Raw genomic sequence first — 16,977 nt, 5'->3', positions numbered from 1 at the left:
CTGAGGGATCTTCTAAATTTAACCTTCTCGTAAACTCAAAAGAATGGTACGATATGGCTAGAATTTAGGAGAAAAGAGAGTGACCATGTTACGAAAAATAATCGGATGGATTTTGCTCCTTTGCATAATCCCATTGTTTGCATTTACAGTTATCGCTTCCGGAAAAGAAGTAAAACAAATGAAGTCCCTGGATCAGGTGCTTGATAAAAATATTAATCTGAAAGATATCAGCCTCGTTCAGAACAGCTACATGTATGACAGGGACGGCTCCCTTGTCTCGGAAATTGTCAGCGATCATGAAAACCGCGTGCTCGTTCCATTTGACAAGATTCCCGAGGAAGTCAAACAGATTTTCTTAACGTCTGAGGACCGGCATTTTTACGAGCATAAAGGCTTTGACTTTATGGGAATGGTGCGGGCAACCGCTTCTAATGTAAAAGACAAGAAAATTGACCAAGGCGCCAGCACCATCACGCAGCAGCTTTCAAGAAACTTGTATTTGAGCCACGAACGCTCCTTCAGCCGCAAGCTGACTGAGCTCGCGTATTCCTATCAGCTAGAGAAAAAGTATACGAAAAATGAAATACTTGAAGCTTACTTAAATACCATTTATTTCAACAATGGGGTTTACGGCGTCGGTTCAGCGGCTGAATTCTATTTCAGCAAACCGCTGAAGTCTCTCACAGTAGGTGAAATGGCTTTTATCTGCTCTATACCTAATAACCCTACATTATATGATCCTCTCAAGCATTTTGACTACACGAAAAGCCGTCAAGAACGTTTGCTTAAAGGGTTAAAAGATGCCGGGGTCATTACGGATAAAGAGCTCAAAAAAGCCGTCAAACAAAAAATCAAACTGGATGTTGAAAAGAGAGAAGACAAATATCCGGACTACGTTTCCTACGTCAGTGATGAATTCACTCAGCTAGTGTCTGAATCAGAAGGCTTTGATAAACGGCTTCAAAAAGCGTCAGGGAAACAAAAAGAAAAGATAGAAAACGAGCTCTCCGCAAAAGTCAGTACACTGATGAAAGACGGCGTAAAAATTTATACCGCACTTGATCCGTACATGCAAAATCAAGTTGTGGCACAAATGAATTCCAAACTCCCGTATGCAAACGTTCAGGGCGGAGCGGCTGTGATTAATCACCAGACGCATCAAATCATCGCTCTATCCGGCGGGAAAAACTATCAAAAATATGATTTTAACCGCGCCTATCAGGCATACAGACAGCCAGGTTCATCCATTAAGCCGCTGCTTGATTACGGGCCTTATATTGAACAGACCGGCGCGACAGCAAGCAGCACCATCGATGCCAGCAAGTTTTGCAGCAGAGATTATTGTCCGCAAAACTACAATAACCGCACGTACGGCACAGTGACGATCGATACTGCGTTTAAAAATTCATACAATACACCGGCCATTAGAATGCTGGATCGTGTGGGCATCCAAAAAGCATTCAGTTATATCGAGCCGTACCATTTCGCTAAACTTGTCGACAGCGACTACCTTCTCCCGGCGGCGCTTGGCGGGTTTACAAACGGCATGACGCCTCTTGAGATGACAAGGGCGTATACGACATTCGGCAACAGCGGAAGCTATATGCCGAGCCATGCGATTACAAAGGTGACAGACTTAAAAGGAAAAACGCTTTATAAATGGAATGAGAAACCGACTCAAATATTCAGCGTCCGCACGAATATGCAGTTGAAGAAACTGATGAATTCCGTTGTGAAAAGCGGGACAGGAAAAAAAGCATATTTTAAAGCGCCTTACATTGGCGGTAAAACAGGAACATCAAATGATTATCACGACATGTGGTTCGTCGGCCTGACAGATACGTACACAATGGGTGTCTGGGTCGGAAAGGATACACCGAGCAGCGTTGAATATCTTCACAGCATCAGTCCTCAGCTTTCCATCTGGAAAGGAACGCTGCAAGCGGCTTATTAAAGGATCGGAGGGGATATGGCGTGACATCAGAACAAATTCCAAATCGCGTTTTGCTGTTTGACGGCGTGTGCAATTTATGCAATGGCGCCGTGCAATTTATCATTAAACGTGATCCAGACGGATTGATTTCTTTTACATCGCTGCAGTCGGAAACAGGACAGAGCCTGCTGAAAAAAAGCGGGCTCCCGACTGATCAGTTTGACAGTTTTGTCTTTATTGAAGACGGCCAAGTGTACACAAAATCAACTGCAGCCATCAAGGTTCTCAGACATCTGCGAGGCCCATGGCGGCTCTTCGTCCTGTTTTTTGCAGTGCCGAAACCTGTCAGAGATATGATCTACTCTTTCATTGCCAAAAACCGCTATAAGTGGTTTGGCAAAAAAAATGAATGTATGCTCCCCTCCCCTTCTATTAAAAAAAGATTTTTACCATAAACGAAAAAATGGCTAGCTTACACAGGTAAGCTAGCCATTATGCTATTATAAAGCTTGATAAATATGAACAGAATACCGATAACAAAGGTAAACCAAAACAGCAGTTCCAATAGAATGAATCCGACTAATGACATGAGAGAAAGCGTTGGATAAATCCGGTATACGATAAAAACAAAGTAAACAAGCGTAACGACCGCAAACCAGATAACAATCCAGATGACATTTTGCAAAAGCACAAAGGATAAAATCCCGCCGCCTAAATAAACCATGGAACCCATTCTGATTGTTTTCAGGTTGTTCCCTTCCGGATCATTAGCAAAAAACAGCAATGACAGTTCGGTCACGGTATTCGCAATTAATTTCAGAGCGGACAGAACCATAAAATATAAAAGTGCAAAGGCGGCAAATAACGCAAGCCTGATCCCTTTCTCTGAAAAATAGTCAAGCATTCCATCATACATTCCGAAAGAAGACAGCAGCTTCAACGCGTAAAGTGAAGTGGAAATCGATAAAGACGAACTAAAAAGCAGGATCGCAATCAGCGGAAAGTATCCTGTCAAATAAGTATTTTTCATATAAAAAAGTCCCTTTCTATAATCTACCTCATTTATTATGGAGGACTTAAAACGCATTGACAAGATAAATTATTCCATTTTTTCTCCTTTTTACGAATTAAGATCCCAAATCTTCACAAAGCAGCATTTTGAGGGTAAAGTAGTACGCAGGAATCATAAAACGTAAGGAAGTTTTATATGAAAAAAACATTAAAATTGCAAACCAGACTCACCATATTTGTTTGTATCGTTGTGTTAATCGCACTGCTCATTACATTTTTCACAGTCGGTGCCCAAACCACCCAACGGGTTAGAGATGAAGAAAAAACCACAGCGCTGCAGACTGCTGAAATGGTGGCCGAAGCGCCGATTACAGCCGTATCTTTAGAGAGCGGAGAAAAACAGAAGGAACTACAAAGCTACACAAAACGGGTTCAGAACATCACCGGCACGGAATTTGTTGTCGTCATGGATATGAACGGCATTCGCAAAACCCATCCTGACACGAGCAAAATTGGAAAAAAATTCATGGGCGGCGATGAATCCGAAGCATTAAAAGGACATGTTCATATCAGCACGGCCTCTGGCACGCTCGGGAAATCACAGAGGGCATTCGTCCCTGTCTACGCGGGGAATGGAAAACAAGTCGGTGCAGTCGCGGTCGGCATCACCGTAAATGAAATTGATGAAGTGATCAGCCATAGCTTACGTCCGCTCTACTTTATTATCTGCGTCAGCATTTTCGTCGGTGTGATCGGAGCTGTTATCGTTGCCCGTACGGTGAAAAATATCATGTACGGTCTTGAACCTTATGAAATTGCGACTCTTCTCGAAGAACGAAGTGCGATGCTGGAATCGACAAAGGAAGGAATACTCGCTGTCGATGAACACGGCAAAATTAAACTTGCCAATGCGGAAGCAAAGCGCCTATTCGTGAAAATGGGCATCAACACAAATCCTTTCGATCAGGATGTCAATGACATTCTGCCGAAAAGCCGCCTGAAAAAGGTCATTGAGACAAAAAAACCTCTTCAAGACAGAGACATCCGCATTAACGGACTGGAGCTTGTGTTTAATGAAGTTCCCATCCAGCTGAAAGGACAAACCGTCGGAGCGATTGCGACATTTCGTGACAAAACCGAGGTAAAACACTTAGCTGAACAGCTTTCCGGTGTTAAAATGTATGCAAACGCACTGAGAGCGCAGTCTCATGAATTTATGAACAAACTGCATGTCATATTAGGTCTCGTCCAGCTGAAAGAGTATGACGACCTTGAAGATTATATAAAAGATATTGCCATTCAGCAAAAGTCAGAAACAAGCGAAATTATAAATGATATCAAAAGCTCCGTGCTGGCCGGTTTTCTGCTTGGAAAACAGAGCTTCATACGGGAGCAGGGCGCAAATCTTGATATTGAATGCAGCGGTGTCATCCCGAACGCGGCAGACCCTTCAGTCATTCATGAACTCATTACAATCATCGGAAATCTCATCAACAACGGGCTGGACGCCGTTGCCAATATGCCGAAAAAACAAATCACCATGTCCATGCGTTTTCATAACAGCATACTGGACATTGAAATTACCGATACAGGTGCAGGCATGTCTGAAGAAGATCAAGCCAAAGTGTTTGAACAAGGCTATTCAACAAAGGGCAAGAACCGGGGATTCGGCCTTTCTTTTACACAGCAAAGCATCGAAAATTTAAAGGGCCAAATGATTCTCACAAGCGAAAAGAATGAAGGAACGACATTCAGTCTTCGCGTCCCGTACGAACCGAAGGAGGAAAATCATGATTAATGTACTAATAGTTGAAGATGACCCCATGGTGGGTGAATTAAATAAAAGATACTTAAGCCAAATAGAAGGCTTTCAGCTGAAAGGCATCGCCTCTTCCTTTCAAAGCGCTCTGCATATTTTAGGAGAGCATCACATCGACCTCATTTTGCTCGATATTTATATGCCGGGTAAAAACGGGCTGGAACTGCTAACGGAACTGAGAGCACAAAATGAAGCAGTTGACGTGATTGTGATCTCGGCGGCCAGTGAGCTTGACGTGATCAAGAAAACACTTCGTTACGGCGCTGTCGATTATTTAATCAAACCGTTTGAATTTGAACGTTTCCAAACAGCCCTGTCTGATTACAGGCGGAAACAAAAGGTTTATTCAACCCATCGCAACATGAGCCAAAAAGAACTGGACGCCGAGCTTTTTCAAAAGAAAGAAGCAACAGAAAAAGTACAGCTTCCTAAAGGCCTGACAAAAAGCACGCTGAATCTGATTTGGTCCAGTATCCAATCATTTGAAAATGAATCTTTTACGACAGAAGACTTAGCAAAGCATACAGAAATCTCTCAAGTATCCATACGAAAATACTTGAAATTTCTTGAAGATATACAGGTTCTGAATGTAGAAATGGCGTACGGAACAATCGGAAGACCTGTGTTTCAGTACAACGTCAACACAGGAAACTTTAACGGAATTAAGCAATATCTATAAGAAAACGCACTGTTCACTCTGAAGCGCCGTTAACTAAACCGTTATAAAAGCAACGGCTCACTCTAAAGACATATCTATGACTCTGATCTCTTAACAATTCTCGCTTGGCTAATGCCGGGCGTGCCTCGCATAAAAGGAAAACGATAAAACATTCTCCCTGGGAAGACGCTTCTCAGGGATTTTTTCTAATCCAAACGTCCTCATTAATTTAATTGTTTATCAGTTTTTTAACTTAAAAAAATATGAAGTGTTAACGCTTTCTTGTAGACTGTAACAAACAATACATGGGGGTGTATGACATGGGAGCAATTCCAAAATCAGGGGTAAATTCACCTGAACAAAAAGACCTACAGGAGAAAAACCTGTTTCAAAAAATATGGACTTGGGAAATCGGTGTGATTCCTTTGCCATTATACACAGTATTAGCTGTTATTATTATTCTTTCAGCGTATTACAATGAGCTGCCCGCAAATATGCTTGGCGGGTTTGCCATCATCATGATTCTGGGTGTGTTTCTTGGAGACATCGGCCAGCGCATTCCGATATTGAAGGATATTGGCGGCCCTGCCATTTTATCTTTGTTTGTCCCTTCATTTTTAGTCTTTTACAATGTGCTGAATCCAACATCTATAGACGCTGTAACCAATTTGATGAAAACGTCTAACTTCCTTTATTTTTATATCGCTTGTCTTGTTGTGGGAAGTATTCTCGGAATGAACAGAACTGTTTTAATACAAGGTTTTATCAGAATGTTCGTTCCACTGGTTGCGGGAACGACCGCGGCGGTTACAGCCGGCATACTTGTCGGATTTATTTTTGGCTACAGCGCCTATGATTCCTTTTTCTTTGTCGTTGTTCCGATTATTGCCGGGGGAATAGGTGAAGGCATTTTACCGCTTTCGATCGCCTATTCACAAATACTCGGTTCATCCGCTGATGTGTATGTGTCTCAGCTGGTTCCCGCCGCTATTATCGGAAACGTTTTTGCTATCATCTGTGCAGCTTTAATGAAAAAGCTTGGCGATAAGCGTCCAGATCTAAATGGAAACGGACGGCTTGTCAAATCTAAAAAAGCAAATGAGATTTTCAATCAAAAAGAAGCCGAAGCAAAAATTGATTTTAAACTGATGGGAGCCGGTGTTCTGCTCGCGTGTACATTCTTTATTTTCGGCGGGTTATTGGAGAAATTTATCTTCATCCCGGGCGCGATCTTGATGATTATTTCAGCTGCGGCTGTCAAGTATGCGAATATTCTTCCGAAAAAAATGGAAGATGGCGCCTACCAGCTTTATAAATTTGTTTCGTCCAGCTTTACATGGCCGCTGATGGTCGGTCTCGGGGTCCTCTTTATTCCGTTAGATGACGTGGCGGCTGTGATTTCTATTCCGTTTGTCATCATATGTATTTCAGTTGTTGTCGCAATGATTGCTTCTGGATATTTTGTGGGCAAGCTGATGAACATGTACCCGGTTGAATCCGCAATCGTGACCTGCTGCCACAGCGGTCTCGGGGGAACTGGTGATGTTGCGATTTTATCAGCGTCAGGAAGAATGGGCCTTATGCCGTTCGCCCAAATTTCCACCCGTCTCGGCGGTGCAGGCACAGTCATTTGCGCGACAGTTCTGCTTCGTTTTTTCACTTCATAAACAGTGAAAGAGTTCCGTTCTATGCGGAACTCTTTTTTTATCTGTTCACAATCCGAATATACTCTCGGGGAGCAAACGGCATATCCTTTGATTCCATCTCACTCATTCTGGCTGACAGGTGGTGCTCCAGTAAATACAGCTCCCACTCATCACTAGCCGCCGTACCGCTGCGCCCGTCATATTGATTTAAAATGAATGCACCCGTAAATACTGTGCAGAATAAACCCGAACATATCAAAACCTTTCTCTTCACATGACCAGCTCCTTACATTCAGCTTGAGCAGGAATGATTTTAAATATACAAATAGGTTTATTTTTGTTAGACTTATTTTAAGGTCAAAAGAACTCATAAAATCCTATTTTACAGTTCGAAGCATGGCGGCTTGCAGAAAAGTGCGATATAATTTGGACTAGGTCGTTTGACCGTATATTGATACATAGCGCATTTTTTAATTGAGAACAAGAAAAAGGAGGTCTTATCTTTGCAGCTCTTACATTTTGCTATTTTATCGCCTTTTTTATTTGCTCTTTTCATTCCCATCTTGGCAAAATACGCAAAAAGAGTGCACACGGGCTGGTTTGTGTTGATCCTGCCCGTCTTGCTGTTTATATACTTTCTCCCAATGATCAGGATGACACAATCGGGAGAAACATTGCGGTCGGTATTGGAGTGGATTCCTTCACTTGGCATTAATTTCACCGTTTATATAGACGGTCTCGGATTGTTATTCGCCTTGCTGATCACAGGCATCGGCTCTTTGGTCACTCTTTACAGCATTTTTTATTTATCAAAAGAAAAAGAACAGCTTGGGCCCTTTTATGTCTATTTATTGATGTTCATGGGCGCTATGCTTGGTGTCGTTCTTGTAGACAATGTCATGGTTCTCTATATGTTTTGGGAGCTTACCAGCCTTTCATCCTTTTTGCTGATCGGCTATTGGTATAAGCGTGAAAAGTCGCGCTACGGCGCAGCCAAATCACTTTTGATTACGGTCAGCGGCGGGCTGTGCATGCTCGGCGGATTTATTCTCCTCTATCTGATAACGAATTCCTTCAGTATTAGAGAGATGATCCATCAAGTTCAATTAATTGCCGGCCACGACTTGTTTATTCCGGCGATGATTCTCATTTTATTAGGGGCATTTACGAAATCCGCGCAATTCCCTTTTTATATCTGGCTGCCTGACGCAATGGAAGCTCCGACGCCTGTCAGCGCTTATCTTCATTCAGCTACGATGGTGAAAGCCGGCATTTATATCATTGCGAGGTTCAGTCCTATTTTCGCCTTTTCAGCCCAATGGTTTTGGATCGTTTCCCTCGTCGGGCTCATTACGATGGTCTGGAGTTCTTTCCAAGCCGTGAAACAAACCGATTTAAAATCGATTTTGGCGTTTTCAACCGTCAGCCAGCTCGGCATGATCATCTCCATGCTTGGTGCCAGTGCCGCGGCCCTTCATTACGGCCATACAGAATATTATACAGTTGCCGCCATGGCTGCCATTTTCCATTTAATCAACCACGCTACCTTTAAAGGAAGCTTGTTTATGGCAGTCGGCATTATCGATCACGAAACAGGCACACGGGATATCCGGAAGCTCGGCGGCTTGATGGCGATTATGCCGATTACGTTTACCATTTCCTTAATCGGGACATTTTCAATGGCCGGCCTTCCTCCGTTTAACGGATTTTTGAGTAAAGAAATGTTTTTCACAAGCATGCTTCGCGTGACACATTTCGATCTGTTCAACGTGCAGACATGGGGCATTCTATTCCCTGTTCTCGCCTGGGTCGGAAGCGTCTTTACATTTATCTACAGCATGAAATTGCTGTTTAAAACGTTCAGGGGAAATTACCAGCCTGAGCAGCTTAAAAAACAGGCTCACGAAGCGCCTGCGGGCATGCTCATAGCACCTGTCATTCTTGCCGCTTTGGTTGTCAGTCTCTTCTTTTTCCCGAATATATTGTCGTACAGCTTGATTGAGCCGGCGATGAACTCAATCTATCCGACGCTGCTGGACAGCCACGAGAAATTCCATGTGCACATTACACAATGGCATGGGCCGACAACAGAATTGAAAATGACAGCCGGCATCATTATTCTCGGCATCCTTGGATATGTGACATTGAATAAGTGGAAAGGATTCTATAAACTGTTTCCTTCGAAACTGACACTCAATCGGTTATACGATAAGCTTCTGGCCGTCATGGAAAAAGGCTCTTACCGAGTCACTAGACAATATATGACCGGGTTTTTAAGGGATTATTTGCTGTATATCTTCGCTGGTTTCATCATTTTGATGGGCGGAGCTATGATGATCAAAGGCGGATTTTCATTTACAACAGAAGGAATGGCTGAAATCGGCGGATACGAAATGATTCTGACGCTTGTCATGATCAGCGCCACAGCGGCCACTGTTTTTGCCCGTTCAAGATTGACAGCGATTATCTCTCTTGGTGTGGTCGGTTATACGCTCGCATTGTTTTTTGTGATTTTCAGAGCGCCGGACTTAGCATTGACTCAGCTTGTCATTGAAACCATTTCTGTGGCGCTGTTCCTGCTTTGTTTCTACCATCTGCCGCAATTGAGACTGAAAAGGAAAACGAGAACGTTCCGATTGACGAACTTTATCATTGCTTTAGGAGTCGGCATTATCGTTACCCTGCTTGGCATCGCATCTTCAAGCCAGCGGACAAAAGACAGCATTTCATCCTTCTTCTTAAAACACAGCCATGATCTCGGCGGAGGGGATAATGTTGTCAACGTCATCCTCGTTGATTTCAGGGGCTTTGATACAATGTTTGAAATAACGGTGCTGGCTGTTGCCGCTCTCGGCATCTACAGCATGATTAAAACAAAAGTAAAAGAGGAGGGGAGAAGCGGTGAATGAACAAAAAACAAATGACTTAATTCTTCAAACCGTGACAAAACTTGTATCCTTTATCATTTTGCTTTTCTCTTTCTATTTATTTTTATCAGGACACAACGCGCCTGGAGGAGGCTTTGTCGGCGGGCTGATCACATCCGCTTCCATCGTTCTGTTGCTCCTGGCATATGATTTAAAAACCGTCCGTGCGATTTTGCCGGTTAATTTCATTTACGTGGCGGGAGCCGGGCTTCTGCTCGCTGTATTAACCGGCGTTGGTTCCTTTGTATTCGGGGCTCCATTTTTAAGCCATACATTCGGGCACTTTCATCTGCTGATATTTGGAGAAACGGAGCTCGCCACGGCGACGATATTTGATTTAGGGGTTTATCTTGTTGTCGTAGGCATTACGATGACCATTATTCAAACGATTGGAGAGGAAGAATAATGGAAATCTTGATGTCTGTTTTAGCCGGTATTATCTTTATGGCTGCCACGTATTTACTGCTTTCGAAAAGCCTGCTTCGCGTTATTATCGGAACAGCACTTTTGAGCCATGGCGTTCATTTAATGCTTTTGACTATGGGAGGATTAAAGGAAGGCGCCGCTCCGATTTTAAGCAAGCATGTCAAATCATTTGTCGATCCGCTTCCGCAAGCCCTGATTTTGACAGCCATTGTCATTTCATTTGGCGTTACATCATTCCTTCTCGTCATGGCCTTCCGCGCTTATCAGGAATTGAAAACGGACGATATGGATCAAATGAGGGGAAATGATCAACATGAATAATTTTGTTATTTTGCCAATCCTGATCCCGCTCCTGTCGGCCATTCTGCTGATTTTCATGACGAAGAATCTTATGCTCATGCGGATCTTCAGCACTGCGGCATCGGCAATCGGGATTGTGATCAGTTGCATACTCGTACAGACTGTCTTTACAAATGGCATCCAGACACTCAGTTTGGGCGGCTGGAAAGCGCCGTACGGCATTGTGCTGGCAGCAGACCAGTTCGCCAGCCTGCTCGTTCTCACAACAGCGGTCGTCGGTTTATTGGTTGTCCTTTATTCCTTCCGTTCTGTCGGTGAAAAACGGGAGCGTTCCTTTTATTACTCCGGTGTTCAGTTTTTGCTTGCCGGTGTCAGCGGAGCGTTTTTAACAGGCGATTTATTCAACATGTACGTATTTTTTGAGCTTCTGCTTATCGCTTCCTATATGCTGATCGTATTAGGCGGCACAAAAATTCAGCTGCGGGAGTCCCTTAAATATATTGTGTTTAATATCGTATCGTCTGCCCTGTTTGTCATTGGCGTCGGCTATTTATACGCTGTAACCGGAACGTTAAACATGGCGGATCTAAGTGTGAAAATCAGCGAATCAGGACAAACCGGGCTGATCACTGTAATTGGTGTCCTGCTGCTTTTAGTATTCGGCATGAAGGGCGGAATCTTCCCCCTCTACTTTTGGCTTCCAGGCTCTTATTACGCGCCTCCGGCGGCAATCTCCGCGTTGTTCGGCGCTTTGCTGACAAAAGTCGGTTTATATGCGATTACTAGGGTTTTCACATTAATTTTTATTCATGACGCAGCCTTTACCCATCAGCTGATGATTTGGCTGGCGGCGCTGACTGTGACTTTCGGTGTGATCGGTTCACTCGCTTATGCGGATGTCATGAAAATTGTGATCTACAACATTATTACAGCTGTCGGCGTGATTTTGTTCGGTGTGGCAGTTCATACCCCCGCATCCATTCAAGGCGCGATTTATTATCTGATTCACGATATGCTGATTAAAGGCGCTTTATTTATGCTGGCGGGCACGCTGATTGCGTTGACTGGAACAGCGAGCCTGCACAAAATGGGCGGGCTGATCAAACGTTATCCACTTCTTGGATGGATGTTTTTCATTTCAGCGATTTCTCTCGCGGGCATCCCGCCTCTCAGCGGATTTATCGGCAAGTTCAAAATTGCGGAGGGCGGCTTCGCAGAAGGTGAATTTACGATTTCCATGCTGATTCTGCTTTCGAGTCTGCTCGTACTGTACTCTGTACTGAGGATCTTTATGCATGCGTTTTGGGGCGAAGAAAAAGAAACACCGAAACCAAATCATAAAACAGCTAAAGGACTTCTTTATCCGGCAGCTTTTTTTCTCTTACTATCTCTTCTCTTCGGGTTGGGTACAGAGTGGGTGTCACCTTACGTTGATCAAGCGGCCGAGACATTGCTGAATCCGGAAAAATATATTGAAGCTGTTTTGAAGGAGTAGATCGCATGGCATTTCAAATTTTATTAAATGTGTTTCTCGCTTTTTGCTGGATGTTCTTGAGCAATAGTCCAAGCGCCGCAGGGTTTATCACAGGCTATATTCTGGGAATGCTCTCTCTGTTTTTCTTCCGGCGCTTTTTTACTCGCCAGTTTTATCTATGGAAACTGATCTCTATCATCAAACTCTTTTTGATTTTTTTAAAGGAACTATACCTTGCCAACGTCAGTGTATTGAAATCCATTTTATCGCCAAAAATGAATATCAAACCGGGCATTTTCGCTTTTAAGACTGAACTGACGAAGGATTGGGAAATTACCCTACTTTCCCTGCTCATTACATTAACGCCCGGAACCTTGGTGATGGATATTTCCGATGACCAGACAATACTTTATATTCATGCGATGGATATTGAGGATGCGGAAAAAGCCATTTTTGATATTCGTGAGTCATTTGAAAAAGCCATACAGGAGGTGAGCCGCTGATGTTTACACTGATCCTGCAACTCGCGCTCGGCATTATGGCAGTGTCTACCTTTTTGTATGTCATTCGTGTCATTAAAGGGCCGACTGTGCCTGACCGGGTAGTGGCTCTGGATGCAATCGGCATCAACCTGATTGCGATCACGGCACTCGTCTCCATTTTGCTGAATACAAACGCGTTTCTGGATATTATTTTACTGCTGGGCATTTTAGCATTTATCGGAACAATTGCATTTTCCAAATTCCTGGAGAAAGGAGAGATTATCGAAAATGATCGAAATCGCTAAGGTCGTTGTGGCTGTATTCATTTTGCTTGGCGCTCTTGTATGCCTTGTTGCTTCATTTGGGATACTTCGCCTTCCCGATGTGTTTACACGCTCTCATGCTGCTTCTAAAGGCTCAACGTTGGGCGTCAATATGATTCTGCTCGGTGTCTTCTTCTATTTGTGGTTTGTGACGGGGAACATTTCCGCTAAAATCCTGCTCGGGATTCTGTTTATCTTTATTACGTCTCCTGTCGGGGGGCACTTGATTTGCCGTGCAGCGTACAACTCCGGCGTCAAGCTTGATAAGAGAAGTGTACAGGATGACTATAACGGAATCAGAAACTTTGTGATTAAACGAAAAGAGGATTCTTACCTATAAAAAATAAGCAGCCGGACAGGCAGAGTTCCGGCTGTTTTTTTATTTCTTGATGACAGCCAGCGTGCATCTGGATATACAGATCAGCCTCTCTTGCTCGTCATAAATGTGAATGTGATAGACAATCGTCGTTCTGCCTGTATGAACGGGTTCGGCTACAGCCTTTACCGTTCCTTCCTTTACGGATTTTAAATGATTGGCGTTAATCTCCAAACCGACACAAGCTTGTGCAGTGTGATCAATCAGATTTTGCGCGCCTGCGCTCGCCGCGGTCTCTGCCAGCGCCACTGAAGCGCCTCCATGCAAATAGCCGAACGGCTGCACCGTCCGATGATCCACCGGCATGACCGCAACGCATCGTTCCGCTGTGTTTTCAACAATCTTAATTCCAAGCGCTTCAAGCAATGTGTGTTTCGTGTCCATTCTATCCAACTCCCTTATTTAAAGTACACCGTCTGATTTCGCAATCAAAACCGCTTCCGTTCGGGAACCGACATTCAGCTTATTGAAAATCGATGTCAAGCTGTATTCGATGGACCGCTTGCTCAAATGAAGCGCATCTGCGATTTCTTGGTTTGTAAACCCCTTTTCAACTTCTTGAAGAATCAGGCATTCTCTGGGTGTGAGCACATCTTGTTCTTTTTGAGAGGAAGGAGCCGGCTTTGTTTTTTGCTGAGTCATCAGCTGTTTAAAGTAAGCAAAATCGACTAAAATTTCTCCGTTGAGTACGTGGTATATGTATTGGGTGATCTTTTCTTTAGATTCCGTTTTGCTGATGGCACCGTGCAGACCCGCACGAATCGCTTCCTCAAAATAATCCTCAACCTCGTAACCGGTATACACGATAATTTTACAATGAGGATTCTCTTGTAAAATCTGTTTAGAAAGCTCCATCCCATTGATCTCGCCGCCTAAATTCAGATCCATTAAAATGAGATCATATGACGAGAAATCATGCTGTTTGATAAACTGTTCGCTCGGTTCAGGACTGAGACAATCAACAGACAGATTCGAATCCGTTTCCAAAATTGTCTTGGTGCCTTCCATGACAGCCGGATGGTCATCAATCACTAGTATCTTTTTCATGTTTTCCTCCCTTTTACTCACTCTTTTCCATTTTATAAAAAAGACTTGGCTTGTGCCAAGTCGTTTCCGTTATAAAACCATTACAATTCGATTTCAATATCAGCCTTAAAGCCCTTTCCTTCACTTGTTTCAATCCGAAGGCGTCCATCTAAAGCCCTGACTCTCTCTTTAATGCCGGAAAGCCCCATACTCATGGAATGCTCATTATTTTTCTCTTGATCAAATCCTACACCATCGTCCTCATAATGCAGAACGATCCTGTTTTGAATACTGATGAGCATAATCAGCACATCCGTCGCCTGAGAGTGCTTGACCGCATTAGACAGAAACTCTTGAATGATCCGGTACAAATTCAGCTGCGAATCCAGATCAAGCGAAGCCGTAAATCTGCCGGTATTTAAACGGATATGAAACGGAACCCGTTCCTGCTGCTGAGCCACCAGCTTGGACAGCGCCTTCACAAGCCCAAGATCATACAGAAGCTGCGGCCGCAGTTCATGACACGTCTCCCTCGTCATCGAAATCACATCAGACATCTGCTCATTCATCTGTACAAGCTTGTCCTGCACATCTTCCCGGCACGGACTATCATCCTTCTTAAAATCAGCCAAAAACAGCTCGCACTGACGTTTTAATGAAATCAAATCCTGTAGAACCGAGTCGTGGAGATCGCGGGCGAGATCAGAGCGTTGTTTTTCTTCGATGGTGTACATGAGTTTTTTGAGCCAAACTGGGTTTGATTCTTGTTGTTTTATTTCTTCTAAATGACTCATCAGCTCTTCGATTTTCATAACGTTTTCGATCGATACGTTTGTATAAAACGCCAAGGTTTTCAGCCAAGAAAGTTCTTCAAGTGTGAGACGGGGCGTATTCATTTTAGATAAACAAAGGATCACAAATGATTTTCCGCCGCGTTCACCTATTTTCATGACAAAACCTTTATTGAATTCAACTATTTTCCCTATTTCGGATGTTACTTTTCTAAATTCTTTTTGATAGACTTTTTCGAATGAATTTACGGTCTCATCATCATATAGCTTAATACTTCCGTCTGCTGAAACTTCATATACATATGCTCGGCTAACTAGAGAGACCTCAAGTATAGTATTTTTCAGTTCTTCAAATACTTGAGTCAGGAATGTTGAATCTCTAATCAGCTGCGTAAATTTATATATACTATCTTGATAATTGAATTTTTCTGAGACCCTTTTTAATCTAAACCTGAAATCAAGTACTTCTTTATAATAAAAGACCGCCAACATGATAATATAAATTAAAAATGTTAGTTTAACACTATAAAAATCACTATCAGGACTACTAATTAATTCAATTGTAGTGATTAGAATAATTGTTGGCGTTAAAGCTAAAAAGCCATAATATCTTAATCTGCTTAAAATAAAATCCACATTATAGATTTTATTTGTCATAAATTGAAATACCAAGGAGAAAGGTATTAACATCATAAAAGAAGCTGCTAAAAAGGAAGAAACATAGTGCGCATTTAGAAACACATAAGGTATCAAATATAAACACAAAAAAGGTGCAAAAGAAAAGATATTAATAACTGTGAGGACCTTAATAATATGCGCTTGTTCAGTATCTTTATTTTTAATTAAAATGATACAGAAATAAATCACTACTATTATAAATAAAAAGAAAAAAGATAGTAAACTTAATTTAGGCACATAATCACGAAAGAAAAGATGTGAACGAAACATTTCACACACTACATTTATGATCGGTACTAAATATAAAATGAAAACTTTTTTATCAAATAAGGTAGTGCCTAACTCTCTAAAATAATGATAAAGAAATAGAAGGTAGTTTAGCGGTACAGATATTAATGTTACCACCATAATACATCTGCATAGTAGATCGCCTTTAACAGAAACTCCTGCGCTTATATAAGCAATAGCAGCAGATAACAAAAATATAATTAAAACTAAAGCAGATAGTAAATCCTTCGATTCATTTATTTTTAATATAAATAGGCAACAAAATAAACAAACAATATAAAACATTAACGGTATTAAGTAAGTAGAAAAATTTTTATCATTAAATAAGGTCAGCTTTAGCTCAACATCCTTGCCATTTCTCTCAACAACCATTGAACTTACATTTTTAAGCTTATTCATTTTTATTTCTTTAGTGTTTATCTTTTGATTATTAATACTCTTTACGATATCCCCTTTTTCTATTCCGCTGTATGATGCCATTGAATATTCATCTACATTGGTAATTACAACGTCCCCGTTATTCCCTTTCGAAACAGCTGCTCCAACTAACAAATTATTATTGCTTATATAGGTCAAATAAATAACATATAACAGACTTATTACAACTAACAATACAGAAATTTTATTGGTTCTAGACTTCATTTAACCCTCAATAGTGCCAATCCATCATTGAATAAATTTCTAATCCTTTAAAACCATTTATTATACATTCAGATTGATCTTTATCAACACCCAATAAACAAGCATTACCTTCCATTACTTCCCTTAAAACATTTGGGTATTTAATTAAGTATCCTACCATTTCTTGCATAATACATC

At 42.1% G+C, this 16,977-nt stretch carries 18 protein-coding genes; 12 read left to right on the top strand and 6 right to left on the bottom strand.

The window, feature by feature from the left end:
- Positions 1-79 precede the first annotated feature (79 nt).
- Together JMN17_RS11935 and JMN17_RS11930 are read left to right on the top strand one after the other, a co-directional pair.
- Positions 80-1,954 carry a transglycosylase domain-containing protein gene (locus tag JMN17_RS11935; protein ID WP_087993393.1) on the top strand — a complete coding sequence of 625 codons (1,875 nt, stop codon included), beginning with the start codon at positions 80-82 and terminating at the stop codon, positions 1,952-1,954.
- A gap of 20 nt (positions 1,955-1,974) precedes the next feature.
- A complete protein-coding gene (locus JMN17_RS11930; RefSeq protein ID WP_087993394.1) occupies positions 1,975-2,388 on the top strand; it encodes a thiol-disulfide oxidoreductase DCC family protein in 414 nt (137 codons plus the stop codon).
- Positions 2,389-2,405: 17 nt separating this feature from the next.
- On the opposite strand, the gene JMN17_RS11925 is transcribed toward JMN17_RS11930, so the two are convergent.
- Positions 2,406-2,963: a YufK family protein gene (locus JMN17_RS11925; RefSeq protein ID WP_087993395.1), complete on the bottom strand. Its 558-nt coding sequence runs from the start codon at positions 2,961-2,963 to the stop codon at positions 2,406-2,408.
- A gap of 177 nt (positions 2,964-3,140) precedes the next feature.
- Here JMN17_RS11925 and maeL point away from each other — a divergent pair, with 177 nt between their 5' ends.
- The 3 genes from maeL to maeN all read left to right on the top strand — a co-directional run bounded on the left by maeL (position 3,141) and on the right by maeN (position 7,088).
- Complete coding sequence (maeL, locus tag JMN17_RS11920; protein ID WP_087993396.1) at positions 3,141-4,742, top strand: two-component system sensor histidine kinase MaeL; 1,602 nt, start codon at positions 3,141-3,143, stop codon at positions 4,740-4,742.
- Positions 4,735-5,442: a two-component system response regulator MaeM gene (gene maeM, locus JMN17_RS11915; protein ID WP_087993397.1), complete on the top strand. Its 708-nt coding sequence runs from the start codon at positions 4,735-4,737 to the stop codon at positions 5,440-5,442. Before maeL ends, maeM begins: the two co-directional genes overlap by 8 nt.
- A 299-nt stretch (positions 5,443-5,741) precedes the next feature.
- Positions 5,742-7,088 carry a sodium/malate symporter MaeN gene (gene maeN, locus JMN17_RS11910; protein ID WP_202328146.1) on the top strand — a complete coding sequence of 449 codons (1,347 nt, stop codon included), beginning with the start codon at positions 5,742-5,744 and terminating at the stop codon, positions 7,086-7,088.
- 37 nt (positions 7,089-7,125) lie between these two features.
- Here the strand turns inward: maeN and JMN17_RS11905 are convergent, their stop codons facing one another.
- The gene (locus tag JMN17_RS11905) at positions 7,126-7,341 is read right to left on the bottom strand and encodes a hypothetical protein (protein ID WP_087993399.1); all 216 of its coding nucleotides are present in this window, start codon (positions 7,339-7,341) and stop codon (positions 7,126-7,128) included.
- A gap of 229 nt (positions 7,342-7,570) precedes the next feature.
- On the opposite strand from JMN17_RS11905, the gene JMN17_RS11900 reads away from it, so the two are divergent.
- Genes JMN17_RS11900 through mnhG form a run of 7 tightly spaced genes read left to right on the top strand, consistent with a single transcriptional unit; the run spans position 7,571 to position 13,339 of the window.
- The gene (locus JMN17_RS11900; RefSeq protein ID WP_202328145.1) at positions 7,571-9,976 is read left to right on the top strand and encodes a Na+/H+ antiporter subunit A; all 2,406 of its coding nucleotides are present in this window, start codon (positions 7,571-7,573) and stop codon (positions 9,974-9,976) included.
- Positions 9,969-10,400, top strand: a complete 432-nt coding sequence (locus tag JMN17_RS11895) for a Na(+)/H(+) antiporter subunit B (RefSeq protein ID WP_148963957.1) — start codon at positions 9,969-9,971, stop codon at positions 10,398-10,400. Before JMN17_RS11900 ends, JMN17_RS11895 begins: the two co-directional genes overlap by 8 nt.
- Entirely contained in the window at positions 10,400-10,741 is a 342-nt protein-coding gene (locus JMN17_RS11890) for a Na(+)/H(+) antiporter subunit C (protein WP_010329900.1), read from the top strand. Before JMN17_RS11895 ends, JMN17_RS11890 begins: the two co-directional genes overlap by 1 nt.
- Positions 10,734-12,215, top strand: coding sequence for a Na+/H+ antiporter subunit D (locus JMN17_RS11885; RefSeq protein ID WP_087993402.1), 1,482 nt, complete (start codon positions 10,734-10,736; stop codon positions 12,213-12,215). Before JMN17_RS11890 ends, JMN17_RS11885 begins: the two co-directional genes overlap by 8 nt.
- 5 nt (positions 12,216-12,220) lie before the next feature.
- Complete coding sequence (locus JMN17_RS11880) at positions 12,221-12,697, top strand: Na+/H+ antiporter subunit E (protein WP_087993403.1); 477 nt, start codon at positions 12,221-12,223, stop codon at positions 12,695-12,697.
- Positions 12,697-12,981, top strand: coding sequence for a Na(+)/H(+) antiporter subunit F1 (locus JMN17_RS11875; protein WP_087993404.1), 285 nt, complete (start codon positions 12,697-12,699; stop codon positions 12,979-12,981). Before JMN17_RS11880 ends, JMN17_RS11875 begins: the two co-directional genes overlap by 1 nt.
- A complete protein-coding gene (mnhG, locus tag JMN17_RS11870; protein ID WP_087993405.1) occupies positions 12,965-13,339 on the top strand; it encodes a monovalent cation/H(+) antiporter subunit G in 375 nt (124 codons plus the stop codon). The genes JMN17_RS11875 and mnhG overlap by 17 nt, the downstream gene beginning before the upstream one ends.
- A 39-nt stretch (positions 13,340-13,378) precedes the next feature.
- On the opposite strand, the gene JMN17_RS11865 is transcribed toward mnhG, so the two are convergent.
- From JMN17_RS11865 to comX, 4 genes are all read right to left on the bottom strand, one after another.
- Positions 13,379-13,759, bottom strand: a complete 381-nt coding sequence (locus JMN17_RS11865) for a hotdog fold thioesterase (protein ID WP_087993406.1) — start codon at positions 13,757-13,759, stop codon at positions 13,379-13,381.
- A gap of 18 nt (positions 13,760-13,777) precedes the next feature.
- Positions 13,778-14,422: a two-component system response regulator ComA gene (gene comA / locus JMN17_RS11860; RefSeq protein WP_202328144.1), complete on the bottom strand. Its 645-nt coding sequence runs from the start codon at positions 14,420-14,422 to the stop codon at positions 13,778-13,780.
- Positions 14,423-14,502: 80 nt separating this feature from the next.
- Positions 14,503-16,800 (bottom strand): histidine kinase, encoded by a 2,298-nt coding sequence (locus JMN17_RS11855; RefSeq protein ID WP_202328143.1) that lies wholly within the window; start codon positions 16,798-16,800, stop codon positions 14,503-14,505.
- 7 nt (positions 16,801-16,807) lie between these two features.
- The gene (gene comX / locus JMN17_RS11850) at positions 16,808-16,969 is read right to left on the bottom strand and encodes a competence pheromone ComX (protein ID WP_003241045.1); all 162 of its coding nucleotides are present in this window, start codon (positions 16,967-16,969) and stop codon (positions 16,808-16,810) included.
- Positions 16,970-16,977 lie beyond the last annotated feature (8 nt).

The organism is Bacillus sp. RHFS10 (genome assembly GCF_016757475.1).
Lineage (GTDB): Bacteria > Bacillota > Bacilli > Bacillales > Bacillaceae > Bacillus > Bacillus subtilis_G.
Note: the sequence above shows the minus strand (reverse complement) of the source record. Positions and strands in the feature narration are given on the sequence as shown.

Bases quoted from the DNA above. Each gene is read 5' to 3' on its own strand.
- JMN17_RS11880 (WP_087993403.1), top strand. From the start codon at position 12,221: ATGGCATTTCAAATTTTATTAAATGTGTTTCTCGCTTTTTGCTGGATG.
- JMN17_RS11885 (WP_087993402.1), top strand. From the start codon at position 10,734: ATGAATAATTTTGTTATTTTGCCAATCCTGATCCCGCTCCTGTCGGCC.
- mnhG (WP_087993405.1), top strand. From the start codon at position 12,965: ATGATCGAAATCGCTAAGGTCGTTGTGGCTGTATTCATTTTGCTTGGC.
- JMN17_RS11875 (WP_087993404.1), top strand. From the start codon at position 12,697: ATGTTTACACTGATCCTGCAACTCGCGCTCGGCATTATGGCAGTGTCT.
- JMN17_RS11865 (WP_087993406.1), bottom strand. From the start codon at position 13,759: ATGGACACGAAACACACATTGCTTGAAGCGCTTGGAATTAAGATTGTT.
- comX (WP_003241045.1), bottom strand. From the start codon at position 16,969: ATGCAAGAAATGGTAGGATACTTAATTAAATACCCAAATGTTTTAAGG.
- maeL (WP_087993396.1), top strand. From the start codon at position 3,141: ATGAAAAAAACATTAAAATTGCAAACCAGACTCACCATATTTGTTTGT.
- comA (WP_202328144.1), bottom strand. From the start codon at position 14,422: ATGAAAAAGATACTAGTGATTGATGACCATCCGGCTGTCATGGAAGGC.
- JMN17_RS11925 (WP_087993395.1), bottom strand. From the start codon at position 2,963: ATGAAAAATACTTATTTGACAGGATACTTTCCGCTGATTGCGATCCTG.
- maeN (WP_202328146.1), top strand. From the start codon at position 5,742: ATGGGAGCAATTCCAAAATCAGGGGTAAATTCACCTGAACAAAAAGAC.
- JMN17_RS11855 (WP_202328143.1), bottom strand. From the start codon at position 16,800: ATGAAGTCTAGAACCAATAAAATTTCTGTATTGTTAGTTGTAATAAGT.
- maeM (WP_087993397.1), top strand. From the start codon at position 4,735: ATGATTAATGTACTAATAGTTGAAGATGACCCCATGGTGGGTGAATTA.
- JMN17_RS11890 (WP_010329900.1), top strand. From the start codon at position 10,400: ATGGAAATCTTGATGTCTGTTTTAGCCGGTATTATCTTTATGGCTGCC.